Source organism: Nonomuraea fuscirosea, from assembly GCF_035917475.1.
Taxonomy (GTDB): domain Bacteria; phylum Actinomycetota; class Actinomycetes; order Streptosporangiales; family Streptosporangiaceae; genus Nonomuraea; species Nonomuraea fuscirosea.
Map to the genome: position 1 here is coordinate 5,278,396 of NZ_CP109074.1, position 14,102 is coordinate 5,292,497.

A 14,102-nucleotide genomic window follows, 5' to 3' on the forward strand; every position below is an offset into this window, starting at 1 on the left:
CCGCCACACAACGGTGGGCCGCGCAGCACATGCTCCCGCCACACCTGGCCCCGGCGCTGAAGGGCACGTTCGGCCGCGATCAGCTGATCGGCGTCAAGGCATTCTTCGGGGGCGCCGAGGGGAGCGATATCGCCGAGATCCGGGGCGACGGCGACTACCACGAGGCCGGCTCCCGCCACCCGCCGTCTTCGGACACGGCTTCATGGGAAAGAGAGGCCGTGTCGGCGGCTCCATAGTGGCCGGCCCATGACAGGGCGGCACGTGCGGAAAACGGGGCTAGCCGTTCATCGCCACGGCGTTGGCGACGGCGGTCACCGCGCAGAAGCCGAGCGGCCCGGTGGTGTCGTGCATGGTCACCTGACCGGCCGCGACACCGCCGGCGCTCACGTGGCCCGTGCTCTCCACGCCGATGAGCTCGCCCTCGGGCAGCCTGGCCAGGGTCATCGTGTAGTCGGCGTTGATGAAGCGCAGCCCCTCGGCCTGGACGTTGCTGAGTGGGCTGGCGAAGTCGGCGGCCAGCGCGGCCCGGACGAACGGGGTCAGCGGCTCGTCGTCCACCAGCGGGAACCGTTCCCGCATCCACACCCGTCCCGGCCCGGGAGCGCCCCACTCGGTCACCCGCCACAGGTCGAACGGCGGCTTCCAGCCCACGCCGTCGGCCGGCGGCGGCCCCGAGGGCGGCGGCTCGTCCCAGGCCGGCGTCACGGTCGAGCGCTCGCCCTCGGGCTGCTCGCCCCGGCGCAGCAGCACCGCGCGGGCCTGCGCGATCACGCCCTGGTCGGTGGAGATCACGGCGTCGGCCACGCGGATCCTGCGCCCGTCTCTGACCAGGGCCGTCTCGACGGTGACGGGCAGCATCGGGCTGTTGCGGAACAGGTCGACGGTCAGCCGGGCGAAGTGCAGGCCGGGGCCGGCGTGCCGCTCCTCCAGGGCTCGGGCCGCCAGCCCGCCGAGCAGGCGGCCGTGCAGCATGTCGGGGGACCAGGGGCCGCGGGCGTGCGGCGCGGGGACGAGTTCGTCCCGTTTCTTGGTGAAGAACGCTGACGTCGGCACAGAATCAGATTCTAGAGGAGAGCAGCCGCCGGCCGAGCGCCTGGAGGTGATCTCTCAGCTCGACCGGCTCGATCACCTCGAAGTCGACGTCGAGGAAGGCCACGACGACGGCCATCAGGTGCGGGTCGTCGCCGCGCAGCGTGAGCACGCAGCGGTCCGGGCCCGCGGGCTGCACCACGCCCTGGGTGCGGCCGGCCATCCGCTCGGCCGGCGCGTGCAGCAGGAACCGCCCCTCGATCGGCCACATCCCGTGGGCCAGCCGGTCGTGCAGCCAGGCGGCGACGTCGGGCGCGGGCGGCTCGCGCGGGGCGAAGCGGGGACCGTTGGGGGTGCGCAGCCGGATCCGGTCGGCCCGGAACGTGCGCCAGTCACGGCGGTCGACGTCCCAGGCGACGAGATACCAGCGGTGGCCCACGCTGACGAGGCTGTGCGGCTCGGCCCGCCGCTGCGCCGTCTCGCCGTCGTAGGTGGTGTAGTCGAAGCGCAGCTGCTCGCGGTCGCGGCAGGCGGCGGTGACGTGGGTGAGCACGTCGGCGTCCACGGTGGGGCCGGCCCGGTTGATGCGCACGGTGTGGGCCTGCAGCGTGCCGACCCGCGTGCGCAGGCGGGCGGGCAGGACCTGCTCCAGCTTGGCCAGCGCCCGCAGCGAGGTCTCCTCGATGCCGGTCACGGTGCCGTTCGCGGCCGTGCGCAGCCCGAGCGCCACGGCGACGGCCTCCTCGTCGTCGAGCAGCAGTGGCGGCAGCTCCGCGCCCGCGCCCAGCCGGTAGCCGCCGGCGGCGCCCGGTGTGGAGTGCACCGGGTAGCCGAGCTCGCGCAGCCGTCCGACGTCGCGGCGCAGCGTCCTGGGCGCGACGCCGAGCCGCCGCGCCAGATCGGCGCCGGCCCAGTCGCGCCGGGTCTGCAACAGGGAGAGCAGGCGCAGCAGCCTGGCCGAGGTGTCCAGCACACCGGCCATTGTGCCCGCCATCGCGGCCAGGAACTGACCGCGATGCCGGCCGTCACGGCGCCTTCCGTCGCGAGCCTGCCATCGCGGCCTGGAACTGACCGCGATGCCGCCTAACGTGCCGGGCATGGACACATTCGTCATCGACATCTCCCAGGACTGCCTCGACGATCTGCGCGACCGGCTGGCCAGGACGCGCCGGCCGGACGCGCTCGACGGGACGGGCTGGTCGTACGGGGTGCCGCCGGAGGCGGTGCGGGAGCTGGCCGCGTACTGGGAGGACGGCTACGACTGGCGGGAGCACGAGGCGCGGCTGAACGAGCTGCCGCAGTACACGACCGTGATCGACGGTCAGCTCGTGCACTTCGCGCACCTGCGCTCCGCCCGCGAGGACGCGCCGCCGCTGCTGCTGACCCACGGCTGGCCCAGCTCGTTCGCCGACTTCTCCCGCGTGGCCGGGCCGCTCTCCCGCGACTTCCACGTGATCGTCCCGTCCATCCCCGGCTTCGCCTGCTCAGGGCCCACCCGCGAGCCGGGCTGGGGCGTGCGGCGGATCGCCGCCGCCTGGATCACGCTGATGGACCGGCTCGGGTACGGCCGCTTCGGCGTGCAGGGCGGCGACTTCGGCTCGCTGATCTCGGCCGCCGTCTCCAGAGCCGCCCCTGGCCGGGTGACCGGAGTGCATCTGAACGCCTCCGTGACCGCGTTCCCCGACGACGACCTGTCGGGCCTGACGGAGGAGGAGCGGGAGCGCGCCGCCGGCGTCGAGCGGTGGAAGGAGGTCAACGGGTACGCCGTCATCCAGGGCACCAGGCCGCAGACCCTCGCCTACGCCCTGGCCGACTCCCCCGCCGGGCAGCTCGCCTGGAACCTGGACGCGTTCGCCTCCTGGGGCCGGGACGCGGGCGGGCTCACGCCCGACGACATGCTCACGAACATCTCGCTCTACTGGTTCACCGGCACGGCGGGCTCGGCCGGCCGCCTGTACCGGGAGAGCGCCCCCGACTGGGCGCCCCCGGCGGCGCCCGACCCGACGCCCACCGCCTTCGCGCTCTTCCCCGGCGACACGACCGTGCGGCGCTACGCCGACCGGGTGCACCACGTGGTGCGCTGGTCGGAGTATCCGCGCGGCGGTCACTACGCCGCCCTCCAGGCCCCCGACCTGTTCATCGAGGACGTCAGGGAGTTCTTCCTCGGCCTGCGGCCGTGACGCGAGGGGGCCGGGTGGATTTCCGCCGGGCTCGCGCCGTAAGCTCCCCCAATGCGTGATCTAGGTGAGGACCCCCGGCCGGCCCGGGGCGCGGTACGCGAGATCCATTCCCTGCACGGGCCCGCGACGCTGGCCTACTCCCCCGACCTCGACGGCATGGCCGACCCCGGGGAGATCGTCTGGGCGTGGGTGCCGTACGAGGAGGACCCGGCCAGGGGCAAGGACCGGCCGCTGCTGATCGTGGGCCGCACGGGCCGGCGGCTGCTGGGCATGATGCTGTCCAGCAAGGGCGACGACGGTGACGACTGGCTGGAGCTGGGCGAGTGGGGCCGCGACGACCGGATCTCCTACGTCCGGCTGGACCGGGTCTTCGTGCTCGACGAGGACGACATCAGGCGCGAGGGCGCGATCCTCGACGGCGAGCGCTTCGCCAGGGTGGCGGCCCGGCTCATGAAGACCCACGGCTGGGGCGCGCGCTAGCCGGCCGTCGTACCGCCCCCGTCCGTACGGCCGGGGGCGGAAGGGGACGGCGGGGCGGGCCGGCGGATCAGGGCGGCGGTGCGCAGGCCCAGCCAGATCAGCACGGCCAGCACACCGACCAGGACGTACTCGATGGCCGGGATCCTGACCGGCTCGGCCACGGCCGCGCCGAGGTCGCCGCGCAGCCCGTACACGAGCAGCACCGCCCCCGCGTACAGCGCGGCCAGGCCCCAGCGGACGGGCACAGGCAGGCCGAGGCCGTGCATCTGGGTGAGCACGAACACCCCGAGGAAGCCGAACAGGAACATCGGCCACGCGCCGTCCGGCCCCGAGGTCATGACGGCGACCAGCGTGCCGTGCACGGCCACCAGCCCCTCCAGGGTGAAGGTCCACCAGCGGCGGGTGTGCGCCCTGGTGAGGAAGAGCGAGCCCTGCACCAGCAGCAGGAACATGTAGAAGAAGCCGATCAGGTGGCCGGAGGTGCCCTCCGCCGGGTGGTACCAGAAGGTGTAGACGGCCGCCCAGCTGAACAGGTACCCGTGGTAGCGGCGGGCGAAGCCCACGACGGCCCGGCCGATGGGGGCGGGCCGGCCGAGGAAGAGGCCGCGCCGCCGGTTCTCCATGAGCAGCACGACCACCAGCAGCAGCACCACCGAGCCCTGCGAGCTGTAGATCGACACGTCCTGAGCGAGACCGTCGTAGAACAGATGCGTCTGCAGGACGTGCAGGGCGACGAAACCGGCGTTGACGGCCAGCGCCACCACGTTGACCCGGTGCAGGCCGCCGGTGTAGCGGCGGACCCGCGTCTGCGCGTGATGGATCAGCCACCAGAACGCGATCTGGTGGGCCGCGTAGCCGGTCCAGGCCGACAGGCGGGTCCAGAGGGTGGGGTCGGGCAGCTTCCAGTAGTACCAGGAGGCGCCCTGGTCGGGCCGTAACTCGATGCCCTGCAGCCGGCTGCCGAGCACCCAGATGAGGGCGGTCAGGCCGGCGCTCGCCGCCACCCCGAGGATCAGCGCGCGGCCGGCGCCCGCGCTCGGCGGCGTCGTCACGGGAAGACGGCCGCCAGCTCCGGGATGCGGGCGCGGTAGCCGTCCAGCAGCCGCTCCGCCGTGCTCGTCGAGTCCACCAGCGGATGCATGGCGAACGCCGCCGCCGCCAGCCGGGCCGAGCCGGTCAGCGCGGCCTCGATGACCGTCTGCTCGACCGCCTTGACCTGCTGCGTCAGCCCCAGGAAGCGGCCGGGCAGCGGCCGGGTGGCCAGGGCGCGCACGCCCGAGCCGTCGACCGCGCACGGGACCTCGACGACCCCGTCCTCGGGCAGTCCCGGCACGGCGGAGCCGTTGCGCACGTTGAGGATCATGGTGGCGGGCTCGCCGCGGGCGATGGCGGCCATGAGGGCGAGCGCGATGCCCTCGTAGCCGCCCGCCTCCAGGTCGGCGGCGTCGCGTTCCCCGGCGTCGGTGACGCCGCGGGCGTCGGCCATGTACGACTCGTCCCGCTCCCTGCGCGCCCGCGCCCACGCGGCGGGCGCGTCGTCCGGCCGCTCGCGTACGGCGGCGTAGAAGCGGTCCTGCTGGCCCAGCAGTTCCTCACCCCGGGTGCGCCCGGCGCTCGCGGCCACGGCCTCCCTGGTCAGGTAGTAGTAGTACAGGTACTCGTTCGGCAGCGCCGCCAGCACCCGCACCCACTCGGTGCCGAACAGGCGCGCCTCCTCCACCCGGCGCAGCGCGGCGTCGTCGGCGAGCAGACCGGGCAGCACGTCGCGCCCCTCGTGGTGCAGGCCGCGCAGCCAGCCGAGGTGGTTGAGCCCCACGTAGTCGGGCGACACGCGGGCGGGGTCGAGGCCGAGCGCGGCGGCGGCCCGCCGGATCAGCCCGACCGGGGAGTCGCAGATGCCGATCACCCGGTCGCCGAGCACGCGGCGCATGGCCTCGGTGACGATGCCGGCCGGGTTGGTGAAGTTGATCACCCAGGCCCGGGGCGCGAGCGCGGCCACCCGTTCGGCGACGCGCACGGCGACCGGCACGGTGCGCAGGCCGTAGGAGACGCCGCCCGCTCCGGTGGTCTCCTGGCCGACCAGGCCGAGGTCGAGGGCGACCCGCTCGTCTGCGGTGCGGCCGGCCAGGCCGCCGACCCGGATGGCGGAGAAGACGAACGTGGCGTCGCGCAGCGCGGTGTCGAGGTCGGTGGTCACGCGGACGCGGGGCGGGTCGTCGTGTCCGGCCGCCAGGCCGCTCAGCACGTGGGAGATGGCCGCCAGCCGCTCCTCCGAGACGTCGTAGAGCACCACCTCCTCCACGCGCGGTTTGGCGGTGTCGCGCAGGAGCGCGCCGTACACCAGCGGGACCCTGAAGCCCCCGCCGCCGAGAACGGCCAGTCTCATCCTCACCCCTTCATGTGAGCAGCACTTCGGCGCCGGCGGCCGCGCAGGCGCGCAGCGTGCTCTCGTCGGCGCCCGTGTTCGTGACGATCATGTCCACGTCCTCGGGCCCGCACACGCGCAGCGCGCCGGTGCCGGGGAACTTGTGGCGGTCCACGAGCAGCACCACCTGCCCGGCCGCGGCGATCATGGCGCGTTTGAGCGGCACCTCGGCCAGGGTGGTGTCGACGAGCTGCCCGTCGGGGCGTACGCCGCTGGCGCCGAGGAAGACGCGGTCGGCGACGACCTGGCTCAGCGCGGCCTCGGTCAGCACCCCGACCAGCGAGTGGTAGGGCCGCCGGATCATGCCGCCGAGCAGCAGCAGCTCGACCTCGGGGTCGGAGCGCAGCACGTCGAGGACGGCGAGGCTGGAGGTCACCACGGTGACGCGGCGCCCGCGCAGCCGCCGGGCCAGGCACATGGTGGTGGTGCCGATGTCGAGCAGCACCACGTCGCCGTCGCCGACGAGCTCGGCGGCGCGGGCGGCCACGGCCTCCTTGTCCTGCTCGTCGGTGGCCGCCACCTCGGCGAAGGGCCGGTCGGCGTCGGCGTCGACGCCGGCCAGGGCGCCGCCGCGAACGCGGCGCAGGGTGCCGTCGCGGTCGAGCACCTCGAGGTCCCTGCGGATGGTGGACGGGCTCACCCCGAGCTGGCTCGCGAGATCGCGCACACTGGAGGCGCCCGAGCTGCGGACGCGGCGCATGATCTCGGCATGCCTGAGGCGCTGGAGCACGCCGGGAGTGTATCAGTCAAATTCGCGCATAAGTAAGCATCTTGCGCCAATCGGTCGCCCGAAACACTTGAAGTGTGCGAGCAAACGTGCAAGATTGCGCACATCCCGCGTGTCGAGGAGGACCTGATCCCGTGTCTGTCCAGGCGTACGACCCTCTCGCCGGCGAACGGACCCCGGAGGGCCCGCAGTTCGACGTCTTCCTGGCCGGAACCGTCTTCCTCGACATCATCTTCACCGGCCTGCCCGCCATGCCCGCGGCCGGCACGGAGATCTGGGCCGAGGGCATGGGCTCCTGCCCCGGCGGCATCGCCAACCTGGCCATCGCGACCAGCCGGCTGGGGCTGCGCACGTCGCTGGCGGCGGCGTTCGGCGACGACGACTACGGCGACTTCTGCTGGCGCACGCTGGAGCAGCAGGAGTCGGTCGACCTGTCCCGGTCGCAGCGCTTCGAGCACTGGCACTCGCCGGTGACGGTCTCGATGGCGGTGCACCGCGACCGCAGCATGGTCACGCACGGCCATCCGGCCCCCATGCCGGCCAACGAGATGATCGGCAAGCCGCCGCCGTCCAGGGCCGTGATCGTGACGCTGTCGCCCGAGGAGCCCCTGGGCGATCCGGACGCCGCCTGCAACTGGGCGGAGCTGGCCCACCGCGAGGGCGCGCTCATCTTCGCCGACGTCGGCTGGGACCCGTCGGGCGCGTGGCCCCGCTCGCTGCTGGACCAGCTCGGCGTCTGCCACGCCTTCATGCCGAACGCGACCGAGGCGATGGCCTACACCGGCACCGAGACGCCGCGCGACGCGCTCTACGCCATCGCCGACAAGGTGCCGCTGGCCGTGGTGACCGACGGGGCCAACGGCGCGATGGCGATCGACTCGACGACGGGCGAGGAGGCGTTCGTGCCCGCGCCGCGGGTGACGGCGCTCGACCCGACGGGCGCGGGAGACGTCTTCGGGGCCGGCTTCGTGCTCGGCACGCTGTGCCACTGGCCGCTGGACGACCGGCTGGCCTTCGCGGAGGTGTGCGCGGCCCTGGCGGTGCAGCAGTTCGGCGGCTCGCTGGCCGCGCCCGGCTGGGGCGACATCGCCGACTGGTGGCACGAGGTGCGCGCGGCGGCCGATCACAGCGGCGCCTACGGCAGCTCGCTGGCCCGCCGCTACGCCTTCCTCGACCGGCTGGTGCCCACGGTCCCGGTCGGAGCGGTACGCCGCGCGGTCGCCACCATCGCCCGGTACGCCGACGTGGGCATGACATCCCCCGCTTCCGGGAAGCGGCCCGACGAGCCGCACTCCCCGCCCGAGGGCGAGGACCCGGACACGCCTCGCGTACCTGCGCAGAAGGAGTAACTGATGATCGCCCCGAAGCGACAGCCGCGCGGATCCAGGACCCTCGTCCTGCTGGCCGCCGGCGCGCTCGCCCTGGCCGGCTGCGCCCCCGGCTCCTCGGCACCGCCGCCCGCCGCCACCCCGCAGGCGAGCGCGTCGGCGGTGCGCACCGATCCCGCCTCCCTCGGCGAGGTCACCCTGAACGTGTGGGACCAGGAGGTGCGCGGCGGCCAGGCGGCCCAGATGGAGCAGCTCAACAAGGCTTTCCAGGCGAAATACCCCAACATCAAGCTCAAGCGCACCTCCCGCTCGTTCGACGACCTCAACACCACGCTGCGGCTGGCGCTGAGCGGCAACGAGCCGCCCGACGTGGTCGAGGCCAACAACGGCCGCTCGTCCATGGGCGCGTTCGTCAAGGCCGGGCAGCTGCTCGCGCTGGACCCCTACGCCGAGGCGTACGGATGGAAGAGCCGCTACCCCGACTCGGTGCTGCGTTACTCGCGCTACAGCGCCGACGGCAAGCTGTTCGGCGAGGGCAACCTGTACGGCCTGCCGCAGGTAGGCGAGGTCGTCGGCCTGTTCTACAACAAGAGCAAGCTGACCAAGCTCGGCCTGGAGCCGCCGAAGGCGTGGGCCGAGTTCGAGGCCGCGCTGGCCAAGGCGAAGGCGGGCGGCGAGGTGCCGATGCAGTTCGGCAACCTGGACAAGTGGCCGGCCGTGCACGTGTTCGGCACGGTGCAGGGCCGCAATGTCCCGGCGGAGCAGATCGGCACGCTCGCGTTCGGCCGCAAGGGCGCCTCGTGGAACACGCCGGAGAACACCAAGGCCGCCGAGCAGCTGGTGACATGGGTGAACGACGGCTACTTCGCCAAGGGCTTCAACGGGCAGGGCTATGACGCGGCCTGGCAGGCCTTCGGCAAGGGGCAGGGCGTCTTCCTGATCGCGGGCACGTGGCTGCTGGCCGACCTGGAGAAGGCGCTGGGCGACGACCTGGGCTTCATGCTGCCGCCCGGCGCCACGGCCGACGCCGCGCCGGTGGCGACCGGGGGCACGGGCCTGCCGTTCGCGATCACCGCCAAGAGCCCGCACCCCGACGCGGCGGCGGCGTACATCGACTTCATCACCAATGCCGACGCCATGAAGGTGCTCACCGAGACCGGCAACCTGCCCGTCGCCGACACCGGCGCGCAGACGGTGAAGGAGGGGCCGCAGCAGGACGTGTTCACCGCGTTCGGCACGGCCACCGAGAAGAACGGGCTCGTGCCCTACCTCGACTACGCCACCCCGACGTTCGCCGACACGCTCGGCGCGGCGCTGCAGGACCTGCTGGCCGGGAAGGCGAAGCCGCAGGAGTTCCTCGACACCCTGGAGAAGGACTACAAGACGTTCGCCGAGAGCAACGGCTGAGCATGGCCCGGATCATGGCCGGGCCGCCAGGAGAGCCCCGCCGCGTCGCCTACCTGTACCTGCTGCCCGCCTTCGTCGTCTACGCGGCCTTCCTGCTGTACCCGATCGGCCGGGCCGTGCAGATCTCCCTGTACGACTGGGACGGCCTGTCCCTCGGCACCTGGGCCGGGCTGGACAACTACCTCGCGATCGTCGCGGACGAGGGGCTGCGGGCGTCCTTCGTCCACGCCCTGGTGCTCATGGTGTTCTACGCGGGGGTGCCGCTGGTCATCGGGCTGGGGCTGGCCGCGATACTCAACCACGCCAAGGTGCGCGGGCTGGGCTTCTTCCGCACGGTCGTGTTCCTGCCGCAGGTGATCGCCATGGTCGTGGTGGCGGTGGCCTGGCGGCGGGTGTACGCGCCGGACGGCTCGCTCAACGGGCTGCTCGGCGCGCTCGGGCTGGACTCGCTGACGCGGGGCTGGCTGGGCGACTACACGTTCGCGCTGCCGGCGGTCGGCGTGGTCGGCACCTGGTTCGAGACCGGGCTGGTGACGGTGCTGCTGCTGGCCGGGATGAGCCGCATCCCCCTGGAGCTGTACGAGGCGGCGCGGCTCGATGGCGCGGGCCCGCTCCGCGAGTTCTTCGCGGTCACGCTGCCGTCGGTGCGCGGGGAGATCGCGGTGGCGCTGACGCTGACGGTGATCGCCGCGCTGCGCACCTTCGACCTGGTGTACGTCACCACCCGCGGCGGGCCCGGCGAGTCCACCTCGGTGCCGTCGTACGAGGTCTACCATCGTGCCTTCGGCCTGGGCCAGGTCGGCTCGGCGGCGGCCATCGGCGTCACCCTCACCGTGATCATCTTCGTGATCTCGTTCGCCATCAACCGCTTCGCCGACAGGAGGATCTCGTGATCTCGCGCGGGGAGCGGCTGGCCAACTACGTCATCCTGTCGGTGTTCGCCGCGTTCGCGCTCTATCCCGTCGTGGTGATCCTGGCCGCCGCGCTCGGCCCCACCGACAGCGGCGGCACGGCCGGGCTGGCGAACTTCGCGGCGGCCTGGGAGATCGGCCGGTTCGGCTCCTACCTGCGCACCAGCCTGGCCGTGTCGGCGTTCACCGTGGTGGTGAGCGTGGTGCTGTCCGTCATGAGCGGCTACGCGTTCGGCACGATGCGCTTCCGCGGCCAGTCGGCGCTGTTCTACCTGTTCATGCTCGGGATCATGATGCCGAGCGAGGCCGTGGCGGTGCCGCTCTACTTCGACCTGCGCTCGCTCGGGCTGATCGACACGTTCTGGTCGATCTCGCTGCCGCAGGTCGCGATGTCGGTGGCGTTCGGGACGTTCTGGATGCGGGCCTACTTCCGGGCCTCGAACCGGGCGATCGTCGAGGCGGCCCGCATCGACGGGGCGTCGAGCTGGCGCATCCTGTGGCAGGTGCTGCTGCCGCCGGCCCGGCCCGCCGTCGTCACGCTGACCGTGCTGGTGTTCATGTGGACGTGGAACGAGTTCCTCATCCCGCTGATCATGGTCACGAGCGAGTCGCTGCGTACGGCGCCGCTGGGGCTGGCCTTCTTCCAGGGCCAGTACACCTCCGGGTTCACCCTGCTGGCGGCCGGATCGGTCATCGTGGCCCTGCCCGTCGTCGTCTTCTACCTCTTCCTCCAGCGTCACTTCGTCCGCGGGCTGCTCCAAGGAGCGGTCCGCGACTAACTCCCGGAGGTCCGATGTCCATGAGAGCCGCGGGTCCGCCCCGGACGGCGGGTCGCCTGGCGCTGCTCGGCGCCGTCGCCGCCCTCACCCTCCTGCCCGCCACCCCCTCCCTCGCCACCCCTCTCACTGGTACGGCTGCGAAGGAGCCGGTCGATCTCGACGCGTTGTTCGTCGGCGCCCACCCCGACGACGAGGCGTTCACCCTGTCCACGCTCGGCCAGTGGAAGGAGGAGCACGGCGTCCGCGCCGGCGTCGTCACCGTCACCAGGGGCGAGGGCGGCGGCAACGCGGTCGGCCCCGAGGAGGGCCCGGCGCTCGGCCTGCTGCGCGAGTCCGAGGAGCGCACGGCCGTCGCGAACGCGGGCGTGGGAGAGGTGTTCAACCTCGACGACGTCGACTTCTACTACACAGTCAGCGCGCCGCTCACCGACCAGGTGTGGGGCGGCGACACGCTGGCGAAGGTGGTCCGGCTCGTCCGCCAGACCCGTCCCGAGATCATGCTCACCATGGACCCGGCCCCCACGCCGGGCAACCACGGCAACCACCAGGAGGCCGCGCGGCTGGCCGTCGAGGCGTTCTACGCGGCGGCCGATCCGAAGGCGTTCCCCGAGCAGATCCGCGACGAGGGGCTGCGTCCCTTCGCGCCCGCCCGCCTGCTCACCGGCGGGGCGCGCGGCACCTCCGCCGTCGGCCAGGACTGCGCGGCGACGTTCCGTCCCGCCTATCCGGCGCAGAACGTGTTCGGGGTCTGGAGCGGGCGCGCCTCGGCCGAGCGGGGCAAGACGTGGGCGGCCGTCGAGCGCGACGCCCAGCGGGTGTACGCCTCCCAGGGCTGGGCCGGCTTCCCCGACGTGCCCGCGGATCCCGCGCAGCTCGGCTGCGACTTCTTCACCCAGGTGGACGCGCGGGTGCCGTTCCCCGCTCCGGGCACGGCGGCCGCCGCGTCGCCCACGGCCGTCCTCGACGGCGCGCTGACCAGGCCGGCCGGGACGGCGCCGCTCGGCACCCGATTCGGCCTGCGGACCAGCGCGTTCGACGTGCGGCCCGGCGCGCCGTTCAAGGTCGAGGTGAGTGTCACCGCGCCGCCCCGTGAGCCGCTGGGCCGCTCGGCGGCGGCCCTGCGCGTGCCCGCCGGGTGGAAGGTGACCGGCTCCGGCGGCCTCGGCCGGCTCGGCGCCGGGCGGAGCGGCTCGGCCACGTTCACGGTGACGCCGCCCGCGCAGGCGGAGCCCGGCCGGGCCCGCGTCGCGGCCACGCTCACCACGGAGCGGGGCGGCGGCTACACCGACCGGCAGGTCGAGCTCAGCCCGTCCGTACGCGGTGAGCAGCAGCCGCTCCCCCAGGTGGCGCAGTACCGCGAGTGGACCGGCGAGGTCGGCGTGCCGCAACTCGACGGCCTGGTCACGCCCGTGCTCACGCTGCCGTCCGGCGGCAGCAGGCAGATCGGCGTGGTGGTCACGAACGTCAGCGGCGCCACCAGGTCCGGCACCGTGCGCCTGGACCTGCCCACCGGCTTCACCGCCGACCGCGCCGAGGCCCCGTACAGCGGGCTGGCCGCCGGCCAGTCGGCCACCGTGCCGTTCACCGTCACCAACTCCGACCCCGCGCTGAAGACGTCCAACGAGGGCGGCGACTACGCCTACACGATCACGACCACGAGCGAGGACGGCACCGCCACCAGCCGCCCGGCGCTCGAACTCGTCCCGGCGGCCACCGTGCCGCGCGCCGCGTCGGCCCCCGCCGTGGACGGCGTGGAGGGCGACGGCGAGTACGCGGGCGCCGCGCTGAACATCTCCCGCCTCTGGGAGGGCACGGCCTGCTCCTCGGCCGCCGACTGCTCGGGCACCGCGAAGATCGGCTGGCACGACGACACGCTCTACCTGGTGGTGCACGTCAAGGACGACGTGCTCGGCACCCGGCTGGCGGCCTCCGACTGCAAGCGGCACTGGCGTACCGACGCGGTGGAGGTCACCCTCGACCCGCGCGGCACGTCCGAGAACACCTCGACCACGTTCAAGACCGCGGTGCTGCCGGTCACGGCCGAGGGCCCGCCCTGCTTCCTGCGCGACGCCGACAACCGCCAGGGGCCGGGCGAGGAGACGGCGCCCGGGATGCGGGTGGCCTCCCAGGTGTCCGCCGGCGCGTACACGGTGGAGATGTCCATCCCGATGGAGGCGCTGCCCGGCGCCGTCGATCCCGATCATCTGGGGCTGAACGTCCTCGTGTACGACTCCGACACCCAGGACAGGACCGGCCAGACCAGGATCGGCTGGTCGACGTGGGGCGGGGTGCAGGGCGACCCGTACCGGTGGGGTGTGGCGTCCCTGCCCGGCTACGAGCCGCCCGCCGACCGGCCGACGACCCCGCCGGACCCGGAGATCCCCGACACGGCGCTGTCCAGTCTCGACTCACCGCAGTCGCTGGAGCAGGCGGTCCGCGTGCACCTGCCGCTGGCCGGCGGCCCGGCGGCGAAGCCGTCGCGCGGCGCCGAGGTCGTCGCGGCCAGGGGTACGACGGGCGGGGGCACGACGGGCGGGGTGAAGGTGACGCTGCGGGCCGCCGCCGGCGGCAAGGCGCACCTGTTCGCCCGCGACGGGCGGGGCACGGCGGGCAGCCGGGTCGTGACCGTGACGCGTAAGGGGACCACGACCGTGACCGTGCCGCTGGACCGGGCGCTGGGTCCGGGGGCGGCGGTGGTGGCCGGCTGGGAGGCGTCCGGCGGCGGTACTGCGGCGTCCCAGGTCTCCGTACGGTGAGCGCGACGTCCCGGGCTTGCGTACGGTGAGCGCGACGTCCCGCTGATCGTGGGCGGTGATCGTGGGGCGGCCCTCGGCAG

12 protein-coding genes and 1 pseudogene are annotated in these 14,102 nt (G+C 73.5%); 8 read left to right on the plus strand and 5 right to left on the minus strand.

The window, feature by feature from the left end; translation table 11 throughout:
* Positions 1–14 precede the first annotated feature (14 nt).
* Positions 15–236 (plus strand): annotated as a pseudogene (locus OIE67_RS55540) (DUF6348 family protein); the annotation flags it as partial.
* Between the two features lie 40 nt (positions 237–276).
* Here the strand turns inward: OIE67_RS55540 and OIE67_RS24225 are convergent.
* Together OIE67_RS24225 and OIE67_RS24230 are read right to left on the minus strand one after the other, a co-directional pair.
* Positions 277–1,053 carry an acyl-CoA thioesterase domain-containing protein gene (locus tag OIE67_RS24225; RefSeq protein WP_326644040.1) on the minus strand — a complete coding sequence of 259 codons (777 nt, stop codon included), beginning with the start codon at positions 1,051–1,053 and terminating at the stop codon, positions 277–279.
* Between the two features lie 4 nt (positions 1,054–1,057).
* Positions 1,058–2,002: a helix-turn-helix transcriptional regulator gene (locus OIE67_RS24230; RefSeq protein ID WP_326645449.1), complete on the minus strand. Its 945-nt coding sequence runs from the start codon at positions 2,000–2,002 to the stop codon at positions 1,058–1,060.
* A 124-nt stretch (positions 2,003–2,126) separates the two neighbouring features.
* Between OIE67_RS24230 and OIE67_RS24235 the strand changes: the two genes are divergently transcribed.
* Together OIE67_RS24235 and OIE67_RS24240 are read left to right on the plus strand one after the other, a co-directional pair.
* A complete protein-coding gene (locus tag OIE67_RS24235; RefSeq protein WP_326644042.1) occupies positions 2,127–3,209 on the plus strand; it encodes an epoxide hydrolase family protein in 1,083 nt (360 codons plus the stop codon).
* A gap of 51 nt (positions 3,210–3,260) precedes the next feature.
* A complete protein-coding gene (locus tag OIE67_RS24240) occupies positions 3,261–3,689 on the plus strand; it encodes a type II toxin-antitoxin system PemK/MazF family toxin (RefSeq protein WP_326644044.1) in 429 nt (142 codons plus the stop codon).
* On the opposite strand, the gene OIE67_RS24245 is transcribed toward OIE67_RS24240, so the two are convergent.
* From OIE67_RS24245 to OIE67_RS24255, 3 genes are read right to left on the minus strand one after another with little or no spacing between them, the layout of a single operon-like run.
* Positions 3,686–4,741 (minus strand): hypothetical protein, encoded by a 1,056-nt coding sequence (locus OIE67_RS24245; protein ID WP_326644046.1) that lies wholly within the window; start codon positions 4,739–4,741, stop codon positions 3,686–3,688. The genes OIE67_RS24240 and OIE67_RS24245 overlap by 4 nt on opposite strands.
* Positions 4,738–6,075 (minus strand): 6-phospho-beta-glucosidase, encoded by a 1,338-nt coding sequence (locus OIE67_RS24250; RefSeq protein ID WP_326644050.1) that lies wholly within the window; start codon positions 6,073–6,075, stop codon positions 4,738–4,740. The genes OIE67_RS24245 and OIE67_RS24250 overlap by 4 nt, the downstream gene beginning before the upstream one ends.
* Positions 6,076–6,085: 10 nt before the next feature.
* On the minus strand, positions 6,086–6,844 hold the full coding sequence (locus tag OIE67_RS24255) for a DeoR/GlpR family DNA-binding transcription regulator (protein WP_106237359.1): 759 nt from the start codon (positions 6,842–6,844) through the stop codon (positions 6,086–6,088).
* Positions 6,845–6,975: 131 nt separating this feature from the next.
* On the opposite strand from OIE67_RS24255, the gene OIE67_RS24260 reads away from it, so the two are divergent.
* The 5 genes from OIE67_RS24260 to OIE67_RS24280 are packed head-to-tail and all read left to right on the plus strand — an operon-like array spanning position 6,976 to position 14,022.
* Positions 6,976–8,190 carry a carbohydrate kinase family protein gene (locus tag OIE67_RS24260; protein WP_106237356.1) on the plus strand — a complete coding sequence of 405 codons (1,215 nt, stop codon included), beginning with the start codon at positions 6,976–6,978 and terminating at the stop codon, positions 8,188–8,190.
* Between the two features lie 3 nt (positions 8,191–8,193).
* Complete coding sequence (locus OIE67_RS24265) at positions 8,194–9,576, plus strand: extracellular solute-binding protein (RefSeq protein WP_326644053.1); 1,383 nt, start codon at positions 8,194–8,196, stop codon at positions 9,574–9,576.
* Between the two features lie 2 nt (positions 9,577–9,578).
* Positions 9,579–10,469: a carbohydrate ABC transporter permease gene (locus tag OIE67_RS24270; RefSeq protein WP_219911728.1), complete on the plus strand. Its 891-nt coding sequence runs from the start codon at positions 9,579–9,581 to the stop codon at positions 10,467–10,469.
* Positions 10,466–11,266, plus strand: a complete 801-nt coding sequence (locus OIE67_RS24275; RefSeq protein WP_326644057.1) for a carbohydrate ABC transporter permease — start codon at positions 10,466–10,468, stop codon at positions 11,264–11,266. Before OIE67_RS24270 ends, OIE67_RS24275 begins: the two co-directional genes overlap by 4 nt.
* Before the next feature lie 20 nt (positions 11,267–11,286).
* Positions 11,287–14,022 (plus strand): sugar-binding protein, encoded by a 2,736-nt coding sequence (locus OIE67_RS24280; protein WP_326644059.1) that lies wholly within the window; start codon positions 11,287–11,289, stop codon positions 14,020–14,022.
* The last annotated feature ends 80 nt before the right edge of the window (positions 14,023–14,102 follow it).

Bases quoted from the DNA above. Each gene is read 5' to 3' on its own strand.
- OIE67_RS24235 (WP_326644042.1), top strand. From the start codon at position 2,127: ATGGACACATTCGTCATCGACATCTCCCAGGACTGCCTCGACGATCTG.
- OIE67_RS24240 (WP_326644044.1), top strand. From the start codon at position 3,261: ATGCGTGATCTAGGTGAGGACCCCCGGCCGGCCCGGGGCGCGGTACGC.
- OIE67_RS24250 (WP_326644050.1), bottom strand. From the start codon at position 6,075: ATGAGACTGGCCGTTCTCGGCGGCGGGGGCTTCAGGGTCCCGCTGGTG.
- OIE67_RS24265 (WP_326644053.1), top strand. From the start codon at position 8,194: ATGATCGCCCCGAAGCGACAGCCGCGCGGATCCAGGACCCTCGTCCTG.
- OIE67_RS24270 (WP_219911728.1), top strand. From the start codon at position 9,579: ATGGCCCGGATCATGGCCGGGCCGCCAGGAGAGCCCCGCCGCGTCGCC.
- OIE67_RS24280 (WP_326644059.1), top strand. From the start codon at position 11,287: ATGAGAGCCGCGGGTCCGCCCCGGACGGCGGGTCGCCTGGCGCTGCTC.